Origin of the sequence: Bacillus sp. C30, from assembly GCF_040838255.1 — a bacterium.
GTDB lineage: Bacteria > Bacillota > Bacilli > Bacillales > Bacillaceae_G > Bacillus_A > Bacillus_A mycoides.
Genome location: NZ_JBFPJH010000032.1, coordinates 1 through 25,039 on the forward strand (window position 1 = coordinate 1; position 25,039 = coordinate 25,039).

The window sequence follows — 25,039 nt, forward strand, 5'->3', positions numbered from 1 at the left end:
AGGACCACTTGTTTTAAAAATTATGAAAAACACAACGATTAAAGGGAAACAATTAAAGGTTCATGAAGCAATTAAGTAAACAAAAAAACTATCCACCTCTAACAGGTGGATAGTTTTTTTGTTTAAGTTTCTTTGAGGTCATCAACTAGTTTCTCTGCTAAACGTCTATACATATTACTCATAGTCACGAAGGATGTTAGTAATAAAAACTTTTCTAGCTTTGGATCTTCTAAGGAAGAAACCTCGTTTACTTCCTTAACACGGTTATTCACGTCTTGCTTAAAGCTTTCCACATTGGTGTCAGTAAGAGAAAGGTAATCTTTATATAGAGTATTTAATTCGAATGTATCATCGTTTATTAACGGTGCATTTATATTTTCTAAGGAGCTTTTTATATCATTAATGGAAAGAGCTCCTTTTAATTGATAAATTAAGCTGATTAAAATCATATGTTCTTTTGAATACTTTTTATTTTTGATAGGGATGAATAATTTCCCTTTTGCGTAATTGTTAATCATTGTTTTTGTTAATACTTTTTCATCATCAGTTCTCGTTGTATCCGCATAAGTATTCTCAAATAGTTGGACAACTTGGTCTACATATAAGTCGACATTTGGGATATCCTCAAGTTTAATACTTTTTTCTAAATGTAATGATTCAAGTAATTTATTTATATTTTCCACGTAGAACCCCTCACTTTTAAAACTTAGTGGAACTTAATGTTTAGTATATCTTTAAATATGGTATTACGAAACAAATGAATTGTAAATGTTGACCCGCACGGATAATATGTATATAATTACATGTAGTTATGAAAACTACATGTAATTATATGAGGGGTGTTTATATGAATGTTTATGTAAGAGAACCGGTTAATGCATTTACTCACTTAGGAGGAGCTGTATTATCATTTATTGCATTATTAGCTATGCTTGTGAAAGTTTCTGTTAAGATGCCATCTGTTGCTGCAATTACAGCTGTTATTTTATTCGGTATCGGGATGATGGTCCTTTATATGGCATCAGCTGTGTATCATAGTGTCGTAGCCAGTGAACGTGTTATTTATTTCTTTAGGAAGCTAGATCATTCTATGATTTTCATATTAATTGCAGGTACATATGCACCCTTTTGCTTAATTACATTAAATTCGGCAAATGGTTTACTATTATTTTGTTTAGTTTATGCAACGGCAATTTGTGGTATTGCTTTTAAAATGTTTTGGTTTAATTGTCCAAGATGGTTATCGACAGCAATTTATCTTCTAATGGGTTGGTTAATTGTTCTATTCTTTGCACCGCTAGCTGATAATCTAAGTACAGGAGGTATTATTTTCTTAGTACTTGGAGGCATTTTTTATACAATTGGTGGGTTTATTTACGGTGCGAAGCCAAAATGGTTGGAGTTTAAATATATGGGACACCATGAAATTTTTCATGTTTTTGTATTGTTAGGTAGTCTTGCACATTTTCTAAGTGTATATTGTTACGTAATTTGATCAAAAAACGCCACGCGATGTCTGTTATGTGGCGTTTTTTTTATTACCTGATTTGAATCGTGTATTGTACAAAAAATCATGGGATAAAATGTAAGTTTCTGTGTTCGCATAATAAACATATGATAAGAAATATGTGATATACTTTGAGAAGTTTATAATGAATGAAATATGGAGGACTATAATTATGGCAATACTTGTAACAGGTGGAGCAGGATATATTGGTAGTCATACATGCGTAGAATTACTAAAAAACGGTTACGAAATTATAGTAGTAGATAATCTTTCGAATAGCTCAGTAGAGTCTATAAATCGAGTGACAGAGATAACAGGAAAACAGTTTAAATTTTATAAAGAAGATATTTTAAATCGAGAAGCACTTGATACGATTTTTGAAGAAAATACAATTGAAGCTGTTATTCACTTTGCAGGCTTTAAGGCTGTAGGGGAATCAGTAGAAATTCCGTTAACGTATTATCATAACAACATTACAAGCACATTAGTGCTATGTGAAGTGATGCAGAAGCATGATGTGAAGAAGATGATCTTCAGTTCGTCTGCAACAGTGTATGGTATTCCAGAAACATCACCAATTACGGAGGAGTTTCCATTAAGTGCAACGAATCCATATGGTCAAACGAAATTAATGATTGAACAAATTATGCGTGACGTAGCATTCGCGGATGCAGAATGGAGTATCACATTACTTCGTTATTTCAACCCATTTGGTGCACATGAAAGTGGACGTATTGGAGAAGATCCAAACGGAATTCCAAATAACTTAATGCCATATGTAACACAAGTAGCAGTAGGGAAGTTAAAGGAATTAAGTGTATTTGGAAATGACTATCCAACAAAAGATGGCACGGGTGTCCGTGATTATATTCATGTTTTAGACTTAGCAAATGGCCATGTAAAGGCGCTTGAAAAGGTACTTGGCACTACTGGGATAGATGCATACAATCTCGGTACAGGTACTGGTTATAGTGTATTAGAAATGGTTGAAGCATTTGAAAAAGTTTCAGGCAAGGAAGTTCCTTATAAAATTACGGAACGTCGTCCTGGTGATGTGGCAGTATGTTTTGCAGATGCATCGAAAGCGAAGCGTGAATTAGGATGGGAAGCAAAACGCGGATTAGAAGAGATGTGTGCAGACTCTTGGAGATGGCAATCAAATAACAAAAATGGCTATCTAGAAGTTTAATAAACAGATAAAAAAATGACCTTTTGCGGGAGCAAAAGGTCATTTTTATTTATTTATTTCCATTAAGTTTATTAGCAAATTTAGTAAAGAAAGTTCGCCGTTTTATAGGAGTATTTGACTGACAAAACGTATAGTAATCAATATCTTTAATGTAAGTAAAGAGTCTAGAAATAGCATATAAGAATGTAATAGAAGATCCGAGTGCAAAACTAATACCGTAACCATTAAATCCAAATGGAAGTAGAAGAAGACTTAATAACAGGTTTGCAAAAAAGAACAGGGCTGATGTTCGAAATGCTCCTTTACGATCTTCAAAATATAAGAGTAGTAATGTGATAACAAGGACCATCCCGTTTGCATAAGCACCAATTATAGTCAGCTGCAAAATAGAGTATTCAAGTGTTACGTTCCCAGATTGTGAACTAAACATCCATATTATAAAAATAATAAGTAAAGAAAAAATACCTTGATTACGAAGTATTCGTTCCATTTCTTGCTTTAGGACAAAGTTCATTGATTCTTTTAATTGTAAAATTGTATTTAATGTCGCCCCATTGTTAACTGAACCGAAGAACTTCTTATACCGTTCATAAAACCTTGTTTCAATGGATACTACGAAGAAAATATAGGTTGGGATAATGCTTAAATAAGCCCAGAAAACAGATGTATCATAAATTTGATGATAAATAAACGTGTTTTCAATATTTCCTCGCCCTTCTCCGAACCAAATAACAAAGTTACATACCCAAATGCCAATATTGTAAAGTAAGCTTGACCAAAATAGTTCTGGATATTTATCTAAATAAGAAAGAAAGGTAAATTGTTCAGTAGCATCACTATTTGGAAACATTCGTACAATAACTATACTTAACCACACTAATGTAATGAAAGTCCCGATTGTAAAAGAAATTAAAAGTAATAGGGCCAATCCGTTCTATTCCAAGTGTTGGATGCCAGTAAGCGATAAGTGCAATTCCAGATAAGGAGAAAATGGAACCAATTAAAAATGCAAGAGCGATGGACTGATAATCTTTAGCTGCTGTTAAATAAATGGATTGAATCCAAATGATGTTTAAAGCCAAAAATAAAAATAGCATCACGATTTTATAATACAAGGCTAATGGTTGTCCTTCAGATATACTTGTTAATACGAGAATATCTGTTTGTTTTAAGTAATCTTTAATATTTACTTTGCCGGTCATTATTACATGCTCTTCTAATCCTAATTGTTGAATTAAATCACGACATTCCTGAGCATATTCTGCTTCTTCCGTATCAGGACCTAGTAAGTAAAATATAAATGGAATATCTTTTTCTAATAATAATTTAGCTGCATAAATCATTGTTTTTATATCTTTAATTGGTACAACTCGTATAATAGCGGAAATGATGAGTTTATCCGAATTGTATTTTGGTTTACGTAACCCTTTATAGTCAGATAAAGTAACGCCATTTGGAACGATTTTTAGTTTATGGGCCGGAGCACCTAATTCTTTTTGATATGCACTATTTCGGCCGAACAACGTAATTACATCAGCGGCTTGTTCATATGCTTGATGGGACAAGTGATGAAAGAAAGAAACCCATCTTTTTTTATATTCAATTGGTATCCAAGTAGATTGTAGTATTTCTTCTTCACGCTCCCGAGAATAAATACCGTGTTCAGTTAGAATAAATGGTATATCGGACTTGGCACTAATTGCAGCACCAAGCAATCCACCATACCCTGTCGATACAGAATGAATAAGATCTAATTCAGGAAAATCAATTTGTAAAATTTGAATTATTGGTGTGAACATAGATCTCCACATCCAAAAGTAATTTAAGAAGGATCCACTACTTTCTTCATATAAATAGCAAGTGTTCAAAATGAGAAACTATCAAGATTGACTATCACGCTTTAGGTCAGTAATACGATTATCTTATAAAGATAAATGTATTACTGACTAGCCCCTTTCACATAATAGGGGAGATTTAATGAATTCGAACGAGTTGTTTATGGTATACTGTATTACCTTCTTGGCTTGTATATGGCGGGATACTTCGCCCAAAACAATTTGCAACAATATTGGAGTGGCCAGGATAAGAAATACGGATTTCATACAAATCGATAGAGTCATCTAAATCAGCATAAAAAACTGCTAAGTGGTTGCCTTGTAAAATATATGGGAATGCTACTTCCGTATTTTCACCAAGTAGTACAGGTAATTTTACAGGATTAGAATAGTTAGACCAATCCCAAACCTCTATAGTTACATGGTGTGTGTAATATGCATCTAAATTTACAATGTTTACTACTGCTGAAACAGTTGCAGGCTCTCTTGTTAATACACCTGTGGAGTGAAAAACAAAATGATTTGGATAATGAAGAGGCATAAATATCAAACCTTTCTAAATTAATATGAGTGTACGATATTCTATGCAAATAATTAATAGAATGAGATAGGGAAAATGTATCATTCTACTAATTTTTTATAGAAATTCAAAACGTAGTATTGAAAAGTATTCCAACACTTGTATCATTGTTAGAGTACGTTTATAATCAAGGAATCCTATTTCATGTTTTGATAGGGTTATTTATTATTGAAAGCGTTTTAAATTTGTTATTTTTTAAGGTAGGAAGTCTAACTTATTCAGATTAAAAATTATGTATGTAGTTTTAAATAGGAAGAAAAATAATAAAGTGAAACTTTAATCAGTGGGTGGGGGTTGTTCATCCCCATTGATTATTAGCCTTCACTAATCAGGCTTTACGGGCAGTTGATCTCCCACTTAACTTCTTTGCTCTAGCTGAATTTTGAGGTGGGAGTTTTACTGCTCGTTAATGCGGGATAAAGTATCACTTTATATTGTGGGGAGGTTAAAAGTGTGAAAGGGAAAGATTTTCACACGAATATATATGGGTTACGTAGGATTATTACTTTCAGGTGCAGCTTTATTTTTAAATAGTCTTGTCATATTAGGCAAAGTAGAGATGAAAAGTGCAGGTGTCTTTAATTTATTTGTGGGGGCATTACAAATTATCATTCCGTTCTATTTGATTATGATTTCTGATCAAAGTAATTGGACGGTATATTCATATGCGGCTACTTTTTTATTTGGTTTAACTTATTTATATGTAGGCGTTACTTTTATTAAAGGAATGGATAGTAGTGGACTAGGCTGGTTCTGTATTTGGGTAGCAATTATTGCTTTATTCTATATGATTGTTTCATTTGTTCAATTCCACGATGTTGTTAATGCGTTAACATGGTTTATGTGGGCATTACTTTGGTATTTATTCTTTGTATTAAATGCACAAAAAAAGAATATCAATCAATATCTTGGCAGAATTGCCTTTGTACAATCATGGGTAACATTGACATTGCCTTCACTCTTTTATTTTATGGGAGTATGGGGCGAGGGATTCATATATGAACTATGGGTTTATGTATCAGTAATTTCTATTTTATATTGCTGCTATTGTATTTTTAAATATCGAGTACGTTAATGTATCGTGTGTAGAGAAAACATGGAATCGTTAAACTGATTCCATGTTTTTTTATTTTAGCGTTTATAATAATAGAGGTAGTATTTTACAATTTTTGAAAACGGGGATGATGAAGGTGAAAAAAGTATTGGTGCTAGGGGGAACAAGATTTTTTGGTAAACATTTAGTAGAAGTACTGTTGCAAGCTGGACATGATGTAACCATTGCGACGAGGGGAGTTACTGAAGATTCCTTTGGAGGTGCAGTAAAAAGACTGATTGTAGATAGAGAAGATGAGAGGCTACTAGAAGAGCGTTTTGAAGGTAAAAGTTATGATATCGTATACGATAATTTATGCTATAGCTCGAATGCAGCGAAGATAATATGTGAAGTGCTAAAAGGAAAAACGAAGAAATACATTATGACATCTTCAATGGCTGTCTATGAGCCTGCGCTAGGCCTGTTAGAAGAAAACTTCAATCCGTACGAGTATACAATTACGTATGGAGGTAGGAATGATTTCAATTATAGTGAAGGTAAGCGATTAGCCGAAGCAGTTTTATTTCAACATGCAACATTTCCAGTTGTCGCAGTGCGTTTTCCAGTTGTTATTGGAGAAAACGATTATACGAAAAGATTACAATTTTACGTTGAACATGTTGTGAAACAAGGGTCTATCGTTGTGGATCATGTAGATGGAGAGTTGTCATTTATACATGAAAAGGAAGCAGGACAGTTTTTAGCTTGGTGCGGGATGGAAAACATAGAAGGGCCAATTAATGCTTGTAGTAACGGGGTGGTTTCTACCAGAGAAGTTATTCGTTTCATAGAAGAGAATACCGGGAGAAAAGCGCTCATTCAAGAAGTAGGAGATAATATAGCTCCTTATAATGGAGTGATTAATTGTACGTTACATAATGGAAAGGCTCGTGAATTAGGATTCCCGTTCCGAGAGTTGAAATTAGAGACGGAAAAAGTTTTACGTTATTACATAAATACAATGAAATAATCATAAATCCCCCGGTGGCAATCCGGGGGATTCTGGAGGATTTCGACAATACTAATTTTACATTACCAAATTTACCTTATACGCACGACTAATGTGTTTGTGATTGAATTGCTTGTAAATACTTTTCATTTACCAGGTCCCAGTTCACCGTATGCCACCAGTTGGTAACAAATTCTGGACGCCGATTTTGATACTTTAAATAATAGGCGTGTTCCCATACATCGATGACGAGTAATGGAATTTTACCTTCTTGCAAAGGTGTATCTTGATTGGGTGTACTCATAACGGAAAGTTCCTCACCGTCAAGAACAAGCCATCCATAGCCACTTCCAAAACGACTAATAGCTGCTTTGGAAAGTTGATCTTTTAAGTTGTCAAAGGTATTGAAATAATAATCAATTACTTTTGCAACGTCTCCATTAGGCTCACCGCCACCTCGCGGGCTCATTAATTCCCAAAAAAGACTATGACAATAATGTCCACCACCGTTATTTCTGACAGCTGTAACAATTTCTTTTGGTAAAGTTTCTAAATTACATAGTAACTCTTCTAAAGATTTATTATGTAATTCCGTATAGTTTTCTAAAGCGGCATTCAAGTTATTTACGTATGTCGCATGGTGCTTTCCATGATGAATAGAAAGCGTATTGCTATCGATATATGGCTCTAGTTCATCATAGTCATATGAAAGCTTTGGCAATTGAAATGAAGACATAACATTCCCTCCTTTCTTATTAAAAAGTTGGTCTAGGTAAAAATAATTTACCTGAGTCAAAAATACACCTATTTTTTATACAAGTCAATAGTAATCTCTTTAATTTTCTGAAAAATATTACAATAAAAGTAACACTTCGACTTTCATTTGTGACTCTTATTCTTTTTGCTTATACTGTAAAGTAGTAACGTTTTGTTGAAATAGAAGGAGATCGTTTATGAGTAAATCGAAACAATTAATAGAGGAAGCGAGTCATTTTATTAAGGTTTGCTATAAAGAGCTTAATAAAGAACAATTCATAGAAGAGAGAATAAAAGAAATTCAAGCTGAGATAGAGAAGACGGGGACGTATGAGCATACATTTGAAGAACTTGTTCATGGATCACGAATGGCATGGCGCAATAGTAATCGATGTATCGGAAGACTATTTTGGAGTAAGATGCACATATTAGATGCACGTGAGGTAAATGATGAGGAAGGTGTATACAATGCATTAATTCATCATATTAAATATGCAACGAACGATGGGAAAGTTAAACCGACAATTACAATTTTTAAGCAATATCAAGGTGAAGAAAATAATATACGAATTTATAATCACCAATTGATTCGGTATGCAGGATATAAAACAGAAATGGGAGTGATTGGTGACTCTCATTCCACTGCGTTTACAGATTTTTGTCAGGAACTTGGCTGGCAAGGAGAAGGTACGAATTTCGATGTATTGCCACTTGTGTTTTCTATAAACGGGAAGGCACCTATATATAAAGAAATTCCGAGAGAAGAAGTAAAAGAAGTGCCAATTGAACACCCAGAATACCCGATTTCGTCACTTGGAGCAAAATGGTATGGGGTTCCAATGATTTCAGATATGTGCTTAGAAATTGGCGGTATTTCTTATACGGCAGCCCCGTTCAATGGATGGTATATGGGAACGGAGATTGGGGCTCGTAACTTAGCGGATCATGATCGCTATAATTTACTTCCGGCTGTTGCGGAGATGATGAAGCTCGATACATCGAGAAACGGTACGTTATGGAAAGACAAGGCGCTAATTGAATTAAACGTGGCTGTTTTACATTCTTTTAAAAAACAAGGAGTTAGTATTGTGGATCACCATACAGCTGCACAACAATTTCAACAATTTGAGAAGCAGGAAGCGGCATGTGGACGGGTTGTAACAGGTAATTGGGTGTGGCTCATTCCACCGTTGTCGCCAGCTACCACTCATATTTATCATAAACCGTATCCAAATGAAATTTTGAAGCCGAATTTCTTTCATAAATAATAGCTAGTATAGTTTTTTTTCTGCAAAATATAATTTTTTTTAATTACTGTTACGTAGCAAATGGAAGCCTTTACTATCGGCTATTTTTGGAAAGGGCTTTTTGAACCAAGGAGTTCCTTATGTTATAATCAAATTTCTGTTTCGAAGACCTTATAGAAATATAAGGTCTTTTGTTTTGCTTTTTTATGTAATAGGAATAGAAATTTTCTTTTAAATAAGGGATTTAGCATATTTTTAGGGACAACATAAGTGTGTAGGAAATTGATGAATTATTATGCTTATATAATCATTGTGTTTTGGGTGTAAACAAGAAAACATAATAAAGTTGTTTTTTTAGATTGCTGAGGAAGGAGGAAGTGTAAATGAGGATGAAGAGTCGAAAAACGGATTGGCCTGTATTTCTTATTAGTGGTGGCTCACTTTTATTATTTGTAATTGCAGTTATTTTAAATAAAAGTTACGTAGAGGGAGCCATTAATAGCAGTTTTGCAGCTTCAATTAAATATTTTGGTGCCTTTTGGCAGGTTTTATTAATTGGTACATTTGTTGTTGCAATTTGTATGGCGTTTTCGAAATATGGGAGAGTTAAACTTGGGGGACTAGAAAAACCTGAGATTAGTACGACAAAATGGCTCGCTATTATTATGTCTACATTACTTGCCGGAGGTGGCGTTTTTTGGGCAGCCGCAGAGCCGATGTACCATTTGATGACGGTGCCACCAATACATGAAGGTATAACTGCTGGAACGAAAGAAGCGGTAATGCCGGCTTTAGCACAAAGTTATATGCACTGGGGTTTCCTGGCTTGGACGATTTTAGGTACAATTAGTGCGGTAGTTATGATGTACGGGCATTATCATAAAGATATGCCTTTAAAACCTCGAACGCTTTTATATCCTATTTTTGGAGAGAAATTGCGAAAGAGTTGGCTTGGAACAATGATCGATGTATTTGCCATTATTGCGGTAGCTGCAGGGACGATTGGTCCAATCGGATTTTTAGGACTACAAGCAAGTTATGGGTTACAAGCATTGTTTAACATTCCTGATGTGTTTACTACTCAATTAGCCATTATTGTTTGTGTAGTAGCTGTTTCTACTATATCTGCGGTAACAGGAATTGATAAAGGGATTCAAATTATAAGTAATTTAAATGTTAGGTTAGCAGTTCTATTAATGGTATTTGTATTACTATTTGGACCAGGTGGATTTATTATCGATTCATTTGTTTCTTCGTTTGGATTTTATATAAATGAATTTATTCCAATGAGCACATATCGTGGTGATACAGCTTGGTTAGGATCGTGGACAATCTTTTTCTGGGGATGGTTTATTGGATATGGACCGATGATGGCAATTTTAGTGAGCCGAATTTCAAGAGGAAGAACAATCCGAGAAATCATCGTTGCAATTGGAATTATTGCACCTATTATTACAACGTTTTGGTTTACTATACTAGGGGGATCAGGTGTGTTTTATGAGTTAATGAATCCTGGTTCTATCTCGACCGCATTAAGTGAATCTGGTATGCCAGCGGCTATGATTGCAATTACAGAGCAACTGCCACTATCTAATATTATTGGACCTGCATTTCTTTTATTAACAATTTTATTTGTAGTGACAACAGGAGATTCAATGGCTTATTCGATTTCAATGGCAGTGACTGGAGATGGAGATCCTAGAATTAGTTTGCGAGTTTTTTGGTCGCTTATTATGGGCGCAGTTGCGGCGATTCTTTTATATATGGGTGAGGGAAGTATTAACGCCTTACAATCCTTCATTGTAGTGACGGCTGTTCCAGTGTCTATTCTGTTATTCCCAATGCTATGGCTAGCGCCTAAAGTCGCAGGGGAATTAGCGTTAAAACAAGGTATTGTAAAAGAAGAAGATAAAACTAGCTTCTTGTTCCAAAAAGCTAGTAAATCAAAATAAATAATTGTATTTATATAAGAAGAGGAAGCATTTCATTTGAGATGCTTCCTCTTTGCTATTTATCCAAATACTTTTCCTGAGGGGACAGTATTTGGATAAACATTTCGTATAGTTTCAATCTATTCTAATACTTTATCTTTCGTCTCTGGGACACATAATAGCATTGTAACTAAACCGATTGGATAGATAATGAAGATGAGAGATAATGCTCCCATTAAATTACCACCTGCAGCAAGTAAGCCGATAATAACAGGTCCAAATCCAGCTAACCCACGTCCTGTACCGAAAATAAAGTTCTCTGCTGTCGAGCGAGCTTCAGCAGGATAGTTTTCAGCTAAAATTGCTCTGAATCCCCCCATCATGCCATTGGCAAAGAATCCAAGCAATGCACTTCCCCATAACAATGATGTTGAGTCTGTGAATAAGAAGAAGTAAATGAGACAGTATATAGTACCACCGACATAATAGATTGTAAAAGTTTTACGTCGACCAATTTTATCGGCTAGAATACCAAAAGTCGCAATTCCAATTAGCATGCCGATCGTAGAGATGAACATCCAGCCGCTCGCTTTTGCTAATGTGTAGTTATATTTATTCGCTAAATAGTTGGCATCCATGTGAAAATTCCATAATATCCGAAGTTCTGGATGAATGACATAATAATAAGACCAATTGTTGTTATCGTTACTTTTTTATTGGCAAATAACTTTCGAAGTGGGAACTTTTTCATTTGCTTTAGTTGTTCTGCCTCAGTAGTTGTTAAATTACCTTTAGCTTCTTTTTGTAACAATTCTTTTTTGTATCGTTGTTTTTGTTCCCATATTTTCGGTTCACTTAAACTTTTGCGGACGTAAACAGCTAGTAGAGCGGGAATGAGTCCAAATAAGAAAACAGCTCTCCATCCGAAATGCGGGACGATAAATGCCGGAAGGAGTGAAGCGACTAGTACGCCAAATTGCCATCCGAGTGCAACAACGGATGTCGCCTTAGCGCGCATTTCTTTAGACCATGTTTCAGTTACGATGGCCATCCCAATCCCGAATTCACCACCAACTCCCATTCCAACTAAAAAGCGAAGAATTAATAATTGCCAATAATCTGTTGCGAAATAAATAAGTGCTGTTGCTAGTGAGAATAGTAAGATTGTGAAGGCCATCGTACGGATACGCCCAAATAAATCAGCAATAAATCCAAATAAATAAGACCCGATTAGCATTCCTATTGTGGTAGCTAATGTTAAGTTTCCACCTTCAACAGGGCTTAAATGAAATTCTTTTAAAATGTAGACGAGTACGAAAGATAAGAGCAACATGTCTAAACCTTCTGCTGCATATCCTAGCGCAGAACCAAACAATGTTTTATATCTTTTCTCTTTCGTCTCCTCTGTTGTTGATTGTACATCAGTAGTGACGTTCATCATTACTCCTCCTTATTTTCTTCTACAGTCGCTATGGAAGAATAACAAAAGGCCTTCTCACCTGATATGATGAGAAGGCCAAAAAAGCATACGTATCCCTAAAAAAGACCATACGTATAGTATATTCCGACTTCCTTCTCAACCTCACGGGGTTGGGTTAAAGGACTGTATTATATTACTTTATTTTTAGCACTCTTCTGTTAGATTGTCAAATAAAGAGGGGATAGTTATGTGTAAAATATTTCAAAAAACATTTCATTCTCCTTGACGCACGCTTCATTATTTTCCCATAATAAAACTAACTAATATAAAAAGGAATGAATCACAGATGCTAAATTTAGTACTTATGATGATTGAACGCGTCGGACTTATTGTTATTTTAGGATTTTTACTCTCTCATATTAAAACGTTCCGGCGTCTTCTTCATAAGCAAGACGGATATGTAGATAAGTTTAAGCTTATTTGTATTTTTTCAGTGTTTACAATTGTAAGCAATTACACAGGGATTGAAATAGCAGGAAATACTATTATGAATGAAAATTGGTTACAAGGTGTTTCATCATCCAGCACAATTGCGAATACACGAATCATGGGTGTTGGAATTAGTGGATTGCTTGGCGGTCCTATCGTCGGAATTGGAGTAGGTTCTATTGCGGGTATTCATCGTTATATGCTTGGCGGGACGACGGCAGTAAGTTGTGCAATTTCATCAATTTTGGCTGGGATTATAACAGGTTATATTGGATACATTTTCAAAAAATATAACCGTACTATTACTCCTAAATTTTCTGCGATTTTAAGTGTTTTTATCGTTACTTTAGAAATGCTTATGATTCTATTAATTATAGAAGATGGACTTAGTGTTGTGAAAACAATTGCGCTACCGATGATTCTTGTAAATAGTTTTGGCAGTTTCATTTTACTTTCGATGATACTAGCTATTTTACGACAAGAAGAAAACGCAAAAGCTTTGCAAACGCATAAAGTATTACGAATTGCTGATAAGACGTTACCATATTTCCGCCAAGGGTTAACAGAAGAGTCTTGTAAACATGTGGCACAAATTATTCACCGCTTTACGGGAACAGATGCGGTATCCTTAACAGATACAGAGGAAATCTTAGCTCACGTTGGATTAGCATCAGATCATCATATTCCTTCACACAGTTTAATAACAGGTTTATCAAAAGAAGTATTAAAAACAGGGAAAATAATGAAGGCAAAATCACGTGAGATTATTAATTGTCAACATGAAGGGTGTCCATTACAAGCGGCAGTTGTTATTCCATTAACTTCACATGGAAATACGATAGGAACATTAAAACTTTATTTTAAAAACCCTAATCAATTAAGTCGTGTTGAAGAAGAGTTAGCGGAAGGGCTAGCGAAAATATTCTCCACACAGCTTGAGTTAGGTGAAGCTGAGTTACAAAGTAAGTTATTGCAAGATGCCGAAATAAAAGCGTTGCAAGCACAAATCAATCCGCATTTTTTATTTAATGCAATTAATACAGTATCAGCTTTATGCCGAACAGATGTAGAGAAAGCGAGAAAATTATTATTGCAGCTTAGCGTTTATTTTCGTTGTAATTTGCAAGGGGCACGACAATTACTTATTCCATTAGAACAAGAGTTGAATCATGTACATGCATATTTATCGTTAGAGCAAGCGAGGTTTCCGAATAAGTATGAAGTGAAGATGTACATTGAAGAGGCATTAAAGGTGACTTTAGTTCCACCATTTGTGCTTCAGCTATTAGTTGAAAATGCATTGCGCCATGCTTTTCCGAAAAAGCAGCCAGTGTGCCAAGTCGAGGTACATGTGTTTGAAAAAGAAGGGATGGTTCACTTTGAAGTAAAGGATAATGGACAAGGGATTGAGAGTGAACGTCTAGAGCAATTAGGAAAAATGGTAGTTCCATCAAAGAAAGGGACGGGAACAGCCTTATATAATATTAATGAACGACTTATCGGGTTATTTGGGAAAGAGACAATGCTTCAAATTGAAAGTGAATTAGAGCAAGGGACAAAGATCCTCTTTGTGATTCCGAAAAAAGTAGAGGAGGAAAAACGGAGTGTTAAAAGTATTAGTAGTTGATGATGAAATGTTAGCACGGGATGAATTGAAATATTTATTAGAGAAAACAAAAGAAGTAGAGATAATTGGTGAGGCGGATTGTGTAGAGGATGCATTAGAAGAATTAATGAAAAACAAACCAGATATTGTTTTTCTAGATATTCAATTATCTGATGATAATGGATTTGAAATCGCAAATATATTAAAGAAAATGAAAAACCCACCTTCAATTGTGTTTGCTACTGCCTATGATCAATATGCATTGCAAGCATTTGAAGTAGATGCGTTAGATTACATTTTAAAGCCATTTGATGAAGAACGTATCGTACAGACATTAAAGAAATATAAAAAACAAAAGCAAACAAAGTTAGAAACAAAGCAAGATGTAAAGAGTGTAGATGTAACGGCCGAGATGCATAAATTAGCATTACCAATTGAGGAATCAATTGTACTTGTTAACATTGAAGATATTATTTATGTAGGGCTTGTAGATGGGAAAGTAACTGTAAAAACAATGAAAGAAACATATGTAACACATGATACGCTTGTCATTTTGGAAAAGAAATTACCACAAACAATTTTTATGCGTGTTCATCGTAGTTTCGTTGCTAATATTAATCATATTTCTGAGATACAGCCGTGGTTTAATTCGACTTATAACTTAATTATGAAAGAGGGATCCAAAGTCCCGGTTAGCCGTACATATGCAAAAGAACTTAAAAAGCTGCTTCGTATTTAAGAAGCAGCTTTTTGTATTTCGTCTGCCTATTTTTGTAACTAATTTTGTATATTTGACGTTCTGTTATGTAAACGCTTACAGTTTTATTTTTATCTTATACAATAAAGGTACCAAATCGAAAGAGGTGGCCAAAATGAGTACGAAAAAAGTATATAGTTTCTTATCACAAGCATTCATATTTTCAGCTATTATGTTAGTTTCTAATATTATTGCAACGCATTTACCAATTCCGATGCCTTCATCGGTGATCGGATTAGTTATTTTATTTAGCCTATTATGTTTAAAAGTTATTAAATTGGAACAAGTTGAATCATTCGGAACGGCCTTAACAGGTATTATCGGATTCCTTTTCGTTCCATCAGGTATTTCGGTTATTAATTCTCTCGGTGTAATGGGACAATATTTTGTACAAATTTTAACTGTAATTGTTGTCGCAACAATTATTTTACTCGCTGTAACAGGATTATTTGCACAATTTATTTTAGGAAAAGACGATAAAGAAATAGAAGATACGAAAGAATTGAAAGTAGTAGATAAAGGACGCAAGCACGGAAAAGTTGCGTAACCAATTTAGTATATATTGTTAGGAGGGAATGAACATGGCAAGCACAATGACTCCATATTTCGGAATCGTCGTTTCATTAATCGCATACGGAATCGGAACATTATTATTTAAGCATTCAAAAGGATTCTTCTTATTCACACCATTATTCGTAGCGATGGTATTAGGGATTGTCTTTCTAAAAGTAGGTAACTTTACTTTTGAAGAATATAATACTGGCGGAAAAATGATTAGCTTCTTCTTAGAACCAGCAACAATCGCGTTTGCAATTCCATTATATAAACAAGTTGATAAGTTAAAAAAATATTGGTGGCAAATTTTATCGGCTATTGTGGTTGGATCTATTTGTTCAGTGGTTGTTGTGTTCATTGTCGCAAAAGCAATTGGTCTAGATACAGCTGTAATGAACTCAATGTTACCGCAGGCAGCAACAACAGCAATTGCATTACCAATCTCTGAAAGTATCGGTGGTATTCCAGCAATTACATCATTTGCAGTTATCTTTAATGCTGTTATCGTATACGCATTAGGAGCTTTATTCTTAAAAACATTTAGAGCGAAACACCCGGATTGCTAAAGGTTTAGCGCTTGGAACAGCAGGACATGCGTTAGGGGTTGCAGTAGGTATCGAAATGGGTGAAGTAGAAGCAGCTATGGCCAGTATCGCTGTGACAGTGGTTGGTGTCGTAACAGTGGTGGTTATTCCAATGTTCATGCCGTTTATTGGATGATAAAACTTACTAAAAAAAATATAAAAGCAAGTTATTTGTAGGACGGATTTCTACTGATAGCTTGCTTTTTATGTTACAGTAGTGGTAAGACCTATTGAAGGATAAAAGTTTCCTTAAATCTTCATTAATACTACGTATAATGCGTTCTGAAATAGGTCATTGTATTGTAAAATAAGAAGTAACATAATATATAGCACAATTAACGGGTGGTTAGGGTTGAATATAAATTGCTCGCAATGGCTTTAATATTAAAGGATAATTATAAGTAGAAAATAGAGAGAGATCTACTTGTTAACGTTTTACTTTATAGGACAGGAGAGAGTACTCGTCGATTATGCAAATAAAAAACCTGTTTCAAAGCAAAGGATTTCAGAGGTTAATCGTATTAGTATTACTTGCTCTCATATTGTATGGGATGCAAAGTATGTTAAATTTAATTTTAATTACGTTTATGTTGACGTATTTAATGGATCGATTCCAAAAGTTTATTTCTCGTAAATTAGATCATTTCATGCCAATTAATCGAAAAATTATTATAGCGCTTTTATATGTAATGTTAGTGGCGGGAATTGCCATTACGCTATTTAAATATTTACCGGTATTAACAATACAAATTTCACAATTGATTTATCAATTTAATGTATTTTTAAGAAATCCACCTGATAGTGAATTAATTAAGTATGCAGTTAATGCTGTTAATCATATGGAGCTTTCTAAATATGTGGGGCAAGGCGTAGACATTTTGTATAAATCTATTACGAATGTTGGGAAATTTGGCCTTCAAGTTTTACTTTCTGTAATTTTAAGTTTATTTTTCTTACTTGAAAAAGCACGTATCGTTGCTTTTACTTCGAAATTTAAAGAAAGCCGACTTGCAATTTTCTATAACGAAATAGAGTATTTCGGAAAGAAATTTGCACGTTCATTTGGAAAAGTAATCGAAGCACAATTTTTAATTGCAATTGTTAACTGTGTTTTATCTGTTATTGCATTATGGATATTAGGATTCCCGCAATTACTAGGTTTAGCGTTAATGATTTTCTTGCTTGGTTTAATTCCAGTGGCGGGTGTTATTATCTCGTTATTCCCACTCTGTATGATTGCTTACAATATTGGCGGTATTATATATGTCGTTTATATTGTAGTTATCGTAACAGTAATTCATGCACTTGAGAGCTATGTATTAAATCCGAAGTTTATGTCTCAAAAAACAAACTTACCAATCTTCTACACATTTATGATATTAATTTTCTCTGAGCATTTCTTAGGTGTGTGGGGACTTATTATCGGTATTCCAATCTTCATTTTCTTATTAGATGTCTTAGATGTGACAAGTGATGAAATGGAGAAGGACGTTGGAAAAAAATAAAGTGAAGTAAAGAAAAAGCATCGATGTTCGATGCTTTTTCTTTTATAACATGACGTTCCTTATGCCATACTGTAAGGAGAAGATAGAATAGGGGTGAAATAATGGCTGTAAATGAAAAGATAGAGTTAGCTACGTTTGCCGGAGGGTGTTTCTGGTGTATGGTTTCGCCATTTGAAGAGATGGAAGGGATTATACAGGTTGTTTCAGGCTATACAGGTGGCCATAAAGAGGATCCAACGTATAAAGAAGTGTGCTCGGAAACAACTGGGCATTATGAAGCAGTACAAATTACATTTGATGCAAATAAAATGCCGTATGAAGAGTTGTTAAATATATATTGGAGACAAATTGACCCGACTGATATAGGGGGACAATTCCACGACCGTGGACAGTCTTATGAAACGGTGATTTTTTATCATAATGAAGAACAACATAAAAAGGCAGAGGCTTCAAAAGAAGAGCTCGAGAAAAGTGGGCATTTTTCGAAGCCAATTGCGACAAAAATATTGCCAGCTGCTACGTTTTATCCAGCTGAAGAATATCACCAAGGATATTATAAGAAGAATACATTTCGCTATGAGTTATATCGTAAAGGCTCAGGTCGAGATGCTTTTATTAAACAACATTGGCCAAAGAATAATGCTCATTTAAAAGAAAGATTAAACGAGATGCAGTTTTATGTAACACAGGAAAATGGGACAGAACCGCCTTTTCAAAATGAGTATTGGAATCATAAAGAAGAAGGGCTTTATGTAGATATTGTTTCGGGGGAACCATTATTTACTTCTTTCGATAAGTTCGATAGCGGCTGTGGATGGCCGAGTTTTACGAAACCAGTTATGTCAGCTAGTGTGAAAGAAAAAATGGATGTTAGCCATAATATGACGCGTACGGAAGTGAGAAGTAAAGAAGGAGATTCACATCTTGGGCATGTATTTCCAGACGGCCCAGGACAAAACGGCCTTCGTTATTGTATTAATTCGGCAGCGCTACGCTTTATTCAAAAAGAAGATTTAGAAAAAGAAGGATATGGTGATTTCCTAATCTTGTTTGGGAATAAAAAATAACCTCGCAGTCAGCGAGGTTATTTTTTTATTTTACTTTTTTCTTTTTAAATTTGCTTAATGCTTCATAAACGATTGGAACAATAAGAAGTGTTAATAACGTTGAACTTGTTAATCCACCAATTACTGTTACGCCAAGTCCTTTAGAAATTAAGCCGCTACCTTCAAATCCTAATGCAAGCGGGATAAGAGCCCCGATTGTTGCAATTGCAGTCATTAAGATAGGACGCAGGCGTGTTGTACCAGCTTCTAATAATGCTTCACGTGTTGATAGGCCGTCATTTTCTTTATGAATAACACGGTCAATGAGCACGATTGCGTTCGTTACAACGATACCAATTAGCATAAGAGCCCCAATCATCGCAGATACGCTTAACGTTTCGCCAGAAATTAATAAGGCAACGAGTGCACCAATGATTGTGAATGGTAGCGAGAATAAAATTGCGAATGGTGCAAGGGCACCGCCAAATGTAACAACAAGAACGAAGTATACAATGGCAATCGCAGCTAACATCGCGAAGCCAAGTTGCTTGAATGATTCTTGAATATCTTGTGTAACACCACCCATAGAAACATCTATACCAGAAGGAAGATCCATTTTATCTACTTCTTTTTGAACAGCGGCAGATGCTTTTGAAACGTCATCAGATGTTAGTTTTGCACTAACTTCCGCATAAACACGGCCATCACGATGTGTTACTGTGTTAGAAGTTTCACCTTCTTTTACAGTCATAACATCTTTAACGGCAACTTCATTACCAAGTGGTGTTGTAATTTTACGATTTGTTAAGTCATCGATCGTTTCATAGTTTTGTTTTTCAGTTTCTACATATACATTTATATCTTTATCATCTTTTTTAATTGTTGTAAGAACAGGGCGGTCATGTTGATTAGAAAGTCCCATTCCAATTTGAGCAGCAGTTAGCCCCATTTTACTTAACTTTTCTTGATCAGCGACTAAAGTATATTCTGCATATGTTTTTGCAACACTAGAGTCTATGTCTTTTAAATCTTTATTTTTCTTCATGATATTTTGAATGTCTTTCACGACAGGCTTAATTTCTTCAGAGCTATCTCCATAAACGTATAGCTTAATTTCGTTACTACCGCCACCTGCTCCGAAATCTTGGTTTTTCCATTCACCTTTTCCAGACATCTTTTGTAAATCTTTAACGACTTGTTCTTTCTCTTTTTCAAAGTTTTTCGTATCGTTATCATATTGAACGAAGAACATCGCTTGATTTGTTTGACCAGGGCTCATTGGGTTTTCGCCGCCTAATGAGAATTGAATCGTTTTGACGTCTTTTTTATCTTGGAAATGCTTTTCAGCTTTCGTTGCAATTTTTTCAACGTCGTCTAACGTTTGACCTGGCTCAGGTTTGTACGTTGCGATAATCATTTTTTCTTCTTCAGATGGTAAGAAGCTGACACCGATGATTGGTACAAGTGCAAGGCTGCCTACTAATAGGAGGACTGTGATACTTGATGTAATAATTTTATGGTTTAACGCCCATTCAAGTATACGTTTATAGCCGTTTGCTAATTTGCTTGGTTTTTCCTCATGATGTACTTCTTTTTCTCTCATGCTTTCCTTCTTAAATAAGGAATGTGCTAGCATCGGCACAATTGTAACTGCCACAAGTAAGGAAGCAAGTAGGGCAAAAACAATTGTTAAAGCAAATGGTAAGAACATTTCACCAATCATACCCTTTACAAGCCCAAGAGGTAAGAATACAGCGATTGTTACAATTGTAGAAGACATAATCGGGATAAACATTTCTTTCGTAGCTTCACGAATTAAATCTTTCCCACGTAATTTCTCTTCTGATAAAGACATACGTCGGTAAATATTTTCAATAACAACAATTGAGTCATCAACAACGCGTCCAATAGCAACTGTCATTGCTCCAAGTGTCATAATGTTAAGGGTAATATCCATTTGTTTTATTACTAAAACTGCAATTAATAAAGAAAGTGGTATAGAAACGACAGAGATTAGTGTTGTTCGAATGTTTCGCAGGAACAACATAATAATAACAATCGCAAAGATAGCACCGAAAATAGCTTTGCTAAGCATTGTTTCGACTGATTTTTCAATAGGCGCACCTTGATCGAATGTTGAAATAATCTCTAAGTCTTTATATTTTTTCTCAAGGTCTTTTACTTTATCTTTAACTGCATTTACAACATCAACTGTATTCGCATCAGCAGCCTTCACAATTTGAATACCGATTGCTTCTTTTCCATTCGTTCGAGAAATGGATTCCGCTTTTCCAACTTCTTTAATATCAGCAATCTCTTCTAATGTAACCGTTGGTATGCCATTCATAGCGGCCGGATTCATCTGTGGTGCTTGTGTTCCAGCACCAGCGTTTTGGCTACCTTGACCATTCGGTGATGAAGGGATAGCTGGAATTTTTAATTCTTTTAATGCTTTAATTGTTGTAATGTTACCATCGACAACAACTGATTTTTCCGTATCTTTAAATGTATATAAGCCAAGTGGTAACGATACGTCCGAACCTTTAATCATATTTTTTACAGTATCTTCACTTAAACCTAATTCTTTCATCTTATCTTTTTTGAAGACAAGCTGTACTTCGTCTACTTGTTGACCTGCGATTTGAACAGATGCGACACCATCAAGTCCTTTTAATCCAGGAACAACATTTTTTTCTACATTTTCTGTTAAGGCAGCTAAAGATTCATTTTTACTCGCTACGCTTAATGAAATAACAGGAAAGGCATTAAAGTTTACTCGTGAGACTTTCGGGTCTTTCACACCTTCTGGCAGTTTCACGTTTGCGAGCGATTCTTTAATTTCCGTTTCGGCTTTTTCCATATTTTTATCAAAATCATATTCTACCTGAATAGAAGATGCGTTTTGATAAGATGATGAACTAACAACGTTTACACCGCTTAAATTTTGGAGTTGTTCTTCCATTGGTTTTGAAATTTTATCAGCTACTTCTTCTGGTGTAGCACCAGGATAAACCGTGGTTACTGTTACAATCGGTGTTGTAATATCAGGAATTGTCTCCAGCTTCATATTGAGTCCAGAATAAATACCCGCAATAGTAACAATAATGGTTAGTAGCCAAACTGCGAACTTATTTTTTAACGTGAAATTGATGATTTTGTTCATGTTTGCGCTCCCTTTTTATTATATTGACCAATCGGTCAGTCTAATACATAATATAACTGACCGATTGGTCAGTCGTCAATGAAAAGAGATGGTATAATAAAATCAAACTGTAAGTAGTCGGTTTCCTATTCTTTTTCTGATCATTGGCTTTTACTAACCGGATTTTATAGATGGAAAGGCTTCTATATAAACCATTTACTCCATTAAATTTTAGATGGGGAGTTTTATTTTCAGTTAATGTGGAATAAAATCAAGTTTGAATTTACATAAGATGCGAGATTAAATTTAGGAGAGAGAATATGAAAGAAAAAGAGCGCTTAATTATAGAGATGGCTATGAGGTTATTTGCAACTAAGGGTGTAAATGCAACGTCAGTACAAGAAATCGTAACCGCATGTGGTATATCAAAAGGAGCTTTTTATTTATATTTCAAATCAAAAGATGAGTTATTATTGGCCACACTTCGATATTATTATGACAAGATTCAGAAGAAAATGCTGGATATTGAAAAAGAATCTTTATTACCACGTGAAAAATTTGAAAAACAATTATATTGTCAGTTTACTGATGTGCAAAAACATAAAGAATTTATTATTATGCATGCAAGAGAAAATGCAATTCCGTTTAATAAAGAAGTAGAAGAGTTTATGATGAGGATGAAATTAGAGTCTCATGCATTTTATCGGAATAGCTTACTGTCCATTTATGGTGACAAAGTCAGTCCATATTTATTAGATTTGGTAATTATGGTAGAAGGAATATGCCATGGTTATTTACAATTAATTATTTTAAATGCACCGGAAATTGATTTATCCTATGTTTCGACCTTTATTTTACAGAGGATAGATAATTTAGTAGAGGGGCTTCTAGAATCTTCGGAGGAACCTGTCCTACATGAAGAGAGACTGGGAGAATTTCTTTGTAGTTCCGAACTTATTAAGGAACAGGTGAAGGAACATTTTCTAAGTGAAATTATTGTATTTAAACGAACATTAGCTGATCAATTAGAAAATGATGAGTTACTTGTAACTTTAGATGTTTTAGAAGCAGAAATGAGATTGCAAAATCCAAGAATTCCAGTCATTAGAGGTATGCTTGCTAATTTAGCGGTATATCCTAGTTTAAATGAGTTTCGATTGAGGCTTACGGCATACTATAATATAAAAAATCCTTGCATATAGAACGCAAGGATTTTCTATTATAATTAAGAATTATTTTGTGACCATTCTTCAACATTCCAAGTTTTTGTAATCCAGCCTTCATAAAATTCTGGTTCGTGACATACAAGAAGGATTGTCCCTTTATATGCCTTCAGAGCTTTTTGAAGTTCTTCCTTTGCTGTAACATCAAGATGGTTTGTTGGCTCATCAAATAGGATCCAGTTACTTTCTTCACCCATTAACTTACATAAACGAACTTTTGCTTGTTCGCCACCACTTAATTGATTTAGCGGGCGAGAGATATGCTCGTTTTTTAATCCGCATTTCGCTAACATTGCACGAACTTGATGTTGGTCCATGCTAGGGAATGTGTTCCAAACGTCATCAATTGGTGTTATATTATCAGCTTTTACTTCTTGCTCGAAGTATGCAGGCTCTAAGAAGTCACCAAGACTTGTTTTACCGCTTAAAGGTTTAATTTTTCCTAAAATCGTTTTTAGTAATGTTGATTTACCAACACCATTACAACCAACGATGGCAATTTTTTCACCGCGTTCAATTGTCATTGTTAGTTTTGGTAATAACGGATGTGTATATCCGATTTCTACATCTTCACCTTCAAAGACGAAACGGCTACTTGCACGACACTCTTTAAATGAGAACTCTGGCTTAATTGCTGTTTCAGGACGATCAATACGCTCCATGCGATCAAGTTGTTTTTGACGACTTTTTGCACGACCTGTCGTTGAATAGCGAGCTTTGTTCTTTGCAATAAAGTCTTCCTGCTTTTTAATAAACTCTTTCTGTTTTTCATAAGCATTTATATGTTGATTTTTATTAATTTCGGCTAACTCTAGGAATTTTTCGTATGTCGCTGTATAGCGCGTCATTTTTGTAAATTCTAGATGGAAAATAACATCAACGCATTTGTTCATAAATTCCGTATCATGAGAAATTAATAAGAATGCATGTGGATATTCTTTTAAATAATTAGTTAACCAATGAATATGTTCAACGTCTAAATAGTTAGTAGGCTCATCGAGTAATAACACTTCTGGTTGCTCAAGTAATAGCTTTGCAAGTAATACTTTTGTACGTTGTCCACCACTTAGTGCTGAAACATCACGATCTAAACCGATTGCATCAATTCCAAGACCTCTTGCTGCCTCTTCGATTTTCATATCTAGTAAATAGAAACCACCTGCTTCGAGAGCATCTTGGATTTCTGCCATCTGCTCAAGAAGGTCCTCTAATTCTTCCGGTGTTGCCGTTCCCATTTTTTCTGCAACTTCATTTAAAGCTTTTTCTTTTTCAAATAAAGGTAAAAACGCGTCAGCTAATACATCACGAATTGTGCGACCAGGTGTTAAAATTGTATGCTGGTCTAAGTAACTGTAATTTGTACCAGGTGTCCATTCTACACGGCCTTCATCATGGATAAGTTGACCAGTAATAATATTCATAAATGTTGATTTACCAACACCGTTTGCACCGACTAATCCGACATGTTCTCCTGCTAGTAAACGCATGGATACATCTTTAAATAATGTGCGATCGCCAAATGTATGGCCTAGTTTTTCTACTGTTAATAAGCTCATAGTATCCTCCGTCCAACTTGAAATAGTACCTTGAATCATGATACTAAATTATTGAGTATAATGCTATCC

The 25,039-nt window shown here is 34.8% G+C and carries 17 protein-coding genes and 6 pseudogenes; 15 read left to right on the forward strand and 8 right to left on the reverse strand.

Features of this window, described 5'->3' with window-relative positions:
- Positions 1-79: pseudogene (locus AB3X49_RS06145) on the forward strand (helicase-related protein); the annotation flags it as partial.
- 43 nt (positions 80-122) lie between these two features.
- On the opposite strand, the gene AB3X49_RS06150 reads toward AB3X49_RS06145, so the two are convergent.
- Positions 123-683 carry a DUF1836 domain-containing protein gene (locus AB3X49_RS06150; RefSeq protein WP_002035007.1) on the reverse strand — a complete coding sequence of 187 codons (561 nt, stop codon included), beginning with the start codon at positions 681-683 and terminating at the stop codon, positions 123-125.
- 164 nt (positions 684-847) lie between these two features.
- Between AB3X49_RS06150 and trhA the strand changes: the two genes are divergently transcribed.
- Positions 848-1,495, forward strand: a complete 648-nt coding sequence (trhA, locus tag AB3X49_RS06155; protein ID WP_367961008.1) for a PAQR family membrane homeostasis protein TrhA — start codon at positions 848-850, stop codon at positions 1,493-1,495.
- A gap of 184 nt (positions 1,496-1,679) precedes the next feature.
- The gene (gene galE, locus AB3X49_RS06160; RefSeq protein WP_367961010.1) at positions 1,680-2,696 is read left to right on the forward strand and encodes a UDP-glucose 4-epimerase GalE; all 1,017 of its coding nucleotides are present in this window, start codon (positions 1,680-1,682) and stop codon (positions 2,694-2,696) included.
- Between the two features lie 49 nt (positions 2,697-2,745).
- Here the strand turns inward: galE and pelG are convergent.
- The 3 genes and pseudogenes from pelG to AB3X49_RS06175 form a co-directional block, all read right to left on the reverse strand.
- Positions 2,746-3,820: pseudogene (pelG, locus tag AB3X49_RS06165) on the reverse strand (exopolysaccharide Pel transporter PelG); the annotation flags it as partial.
- Positions 3,809-4,567 (reverse strand): annotated as a pseudogene (pelF, locus tag AB3X49_RS06170) (GT4 family glycosyltransferase PelF); the annotation flags it as partial. The pseudogenes pelF and pelG, both read right to left, overlap by 12 nt.
- 103 nt (positions 4,568-4,670) lie before the next feature.
- Complete coding sequence (locus tag AB3X49_RS06175) at positions 4,671-5,072, reverse strand: hypothetical protein (protein ID WP_002143948.1); 402 nt, start codon at positions 5,070-5,072, stop codon at positions 4,671-4,673.
- A gap of 523 nt (positions 5,073-5,595) precedes the next feature.
- On the opposite strand from AB3X49_RS06175, the gene AB3X49_RS06180 reads away from it, so the two are divergent.
- Positions 5,596-6,186, forward strand: a complete 591-nt coding sequence (locus tag AB3X49_RS06180; RefSeq protein ID WP_002068662.1) for an AmiS/UreI family transporter — start codon at positions 5,596-5,598, stop codon at positions 6,184-6,186.
- A gap of 43 nt (positions 6,187-6,229) precedes the next feature.
- Positions 6,230-7,174: an NAD-dependent epimerase/dehydratase family protein gene (locus tag AB3X49_RS06185; protein WP_367961013.1), complete on the forward strand. Its 945-nt coding sequence runs from the start codon at positions 6,230-6,232 to the stop codon at positions 7,172-7,174.
- An 88-nt stretch (positions 7,175-7,262) separates the two neighbouring features.
- Here AB3X49_RS06185 and sodA read toward each other — a convergent pair whose 3' ends face one another.
- The gene (gene sodA / locus AB3X49_RS06190) at positions 7,263-7,889 is read right to left on the reverse strand and encodes a superoxide dismutase [Mn] (protein ID WP_199627391.1); all 627 of its coding nucleotides are present in this window, start codon (positions 7,887-7,889) and stop codon (positions 7,263-7,265) included.
- Between the two features lie 217 nt (positions 7,890-8,106).
- On the opposite strand from sodA, the gene AB3X49_RS06195 reads away from it, so the two are divergent.
- Together AB3X49_RS06195 and AB3X49_RS06200 are read left to right on the forward strand one after the other, a co-directional pair.
- On the forward strand, positions 8,107-9,177 hold the full coding sequence (locus tag AB3X49_RS06195) for a nitric oxide synthase oxygenase (RefSeq protein ID WP_367961015.1): 1,071 nt from the start codon (positions 8,107-8,109) through the stop codon (positions 9,175-9,177).
- Positions 9,178-9,539: 362 nt separating this feature from the next.
- On the forward strand, positions 9,540-11,108 hold the full coding sequence (locus AB3X49_RS06200) for a BCCT family transporter (protein ID WP_367961017.1): 1,569 nt from the start codon (positions 9,540-9,542) through the stop codon (positions 11,106-11,108).
- Positions 11,109-11,227: 119 nt separating this feature from the next.
- Here AB3X49_RS06200 and AB3X49_RS06205 read toward each other — a convergent pair.
- Positions 11,228-12,525: pseudogene (locus AB3X49_RS06205) on the reverse strand (MFS transporter).
- Between the two features lie 328 nt (positions 12,526-12,853).
- Between AB3X49_RS06205 and lytS the strand changes: the two are divergent.
- The 7 genes and pseudogenes from lytS to msrB all read left to right on the forward strand — a co-directional run bounded on the left by lytS (position 12,854) and on the right by msrB (position 19,070).
- Positions 12,854-14,623, forward strand: a complete 1,770-nt coding sequence (lytS, locus tag AB3X49_RS06210) for a two-component system sensor histidine kinase LytS (RefSeq protein WP_002089899.1) — start codon at positions 12,854-12,856, stop codon at positions 14,621-14,623.
- Entirely contained in the window at positions 14,601-15,341 is a 741-nt protein-coding gene (locus AB3X49_RS06215) for a LytR/AlgR family response regulator transcription factor (protein ID WP_088293189.1), read from the forward strand. The genes lytS and AB3X49_RS06215 overlap by 23 nt, the downstream gene beginning before the upstream one ends.
- Positions 15,342-15,474: 133 nt before the next feature.
- The gene (lrgA, locus tag AB3X49_RS06220) at positions 15,475-15,906 is read left to right on the forward strand and encodes an antiholin-like murein hydrolase modulator LrgA (RefSeq protein ID WP_088293190.1); all 432 of its coding nucleotides are present in this window, start codon (positions 15,475-15,477) and stop codon (positions 15,904-15,906) included.
- A 34-nt stretch (positions 15,907-15,940) separates the two neighbouring features.
- Positions 15,941-16,634, forward strand: a pseudogene (gene lrgB / locus AB3X49_RS06225) (antiholin-like protein LrgB).
- Between the two features lie 334 nt (positions 16,635-16,968).
- Positions 16,969-18,003 carry an AI-2E family transporter gene (locus tag AB3X49_RS06230; RefSeq protein WP_159147352.1) on the forward strand — a complete coding sequence of 345 codons (1,035 nt, stop codon included), beginning with the start codon at positions 16,969-16,971 and terminating at the stop codon, positions 18,001-18,003.
- Between the two features lie 101 nt (positions 18,004-18,104).
- Positions 18,105-18,629: pseudogene (msrA, locus tag AB3X49_RS23170) on the forward strand (peptide-methionine (S)-S-oxide reductase MsrA); the annotation flags it as partial.
- Positions 18,618-19,070, forward strand: coding sequence for a peptide-methionine (R)-S-oxide reductase MsrB (gene msrB, locus AB3X49_RS23175; protein WP_370458379.1), 453 nt, complete (start codon positions 18,618-18,620; stop codon positions 19,068-19,070). The pseudogene msrA and the gene msrB, both read left to right, overlap by 12 nt.
- A 25-nt stretch (positions 19,071-19,095) precedes the next feature.
- Here the strand turns inward: msrB and AB3X49_RS06240 are convergent, their stop codons facing one another.
- Positions 19,096-22,212 (reverse strand): efflux RND transporter permease subunit, encoded by a 3,117-nt coding sequence (locus AB3X49_RS06240; protein ID WP_367961021.1) that lies wholly within the window; start codon positions 22,210-22,212, stop codon positions 19,096-19,098.
- Between the two features lie 299 nt (positions 22,213-22,511).
- Between AB3X49_RS06240 and AB3X49_RS06245 the strand changes: the two genes are divergently transcribed.
- A complete protein-coding gene (locus AB3X49_RS06245; protein ID WP_016127608.1) occupies positions 22,512-23,393 on the forward strand; it encodes a TetR/AcrR family transcriptional regulator in 882 nt (293 codons plus the stop codon).
- A gap of 23 nt (positions 23,394-23,416) precedes the next feature.
- Here the strand turns inward: AB3X49_RS06245 and AB3X49_RS06250 are convergent, their stop codons facing one another.
- Positions 23,417-24,970: an ABC-F family ATP-binding cassette domain-containing protein gene (locus AB3X49_RS06250; protein WP_002130147.1), complete on the reverse strand. Its 1,554-nt coding sequence runs from the start codon at positions 24,968-24,970 to the stop codon at positions 23,417-23,419.
- Positions 24,971-25,039 lie beyond the last annotated feature (69 nt).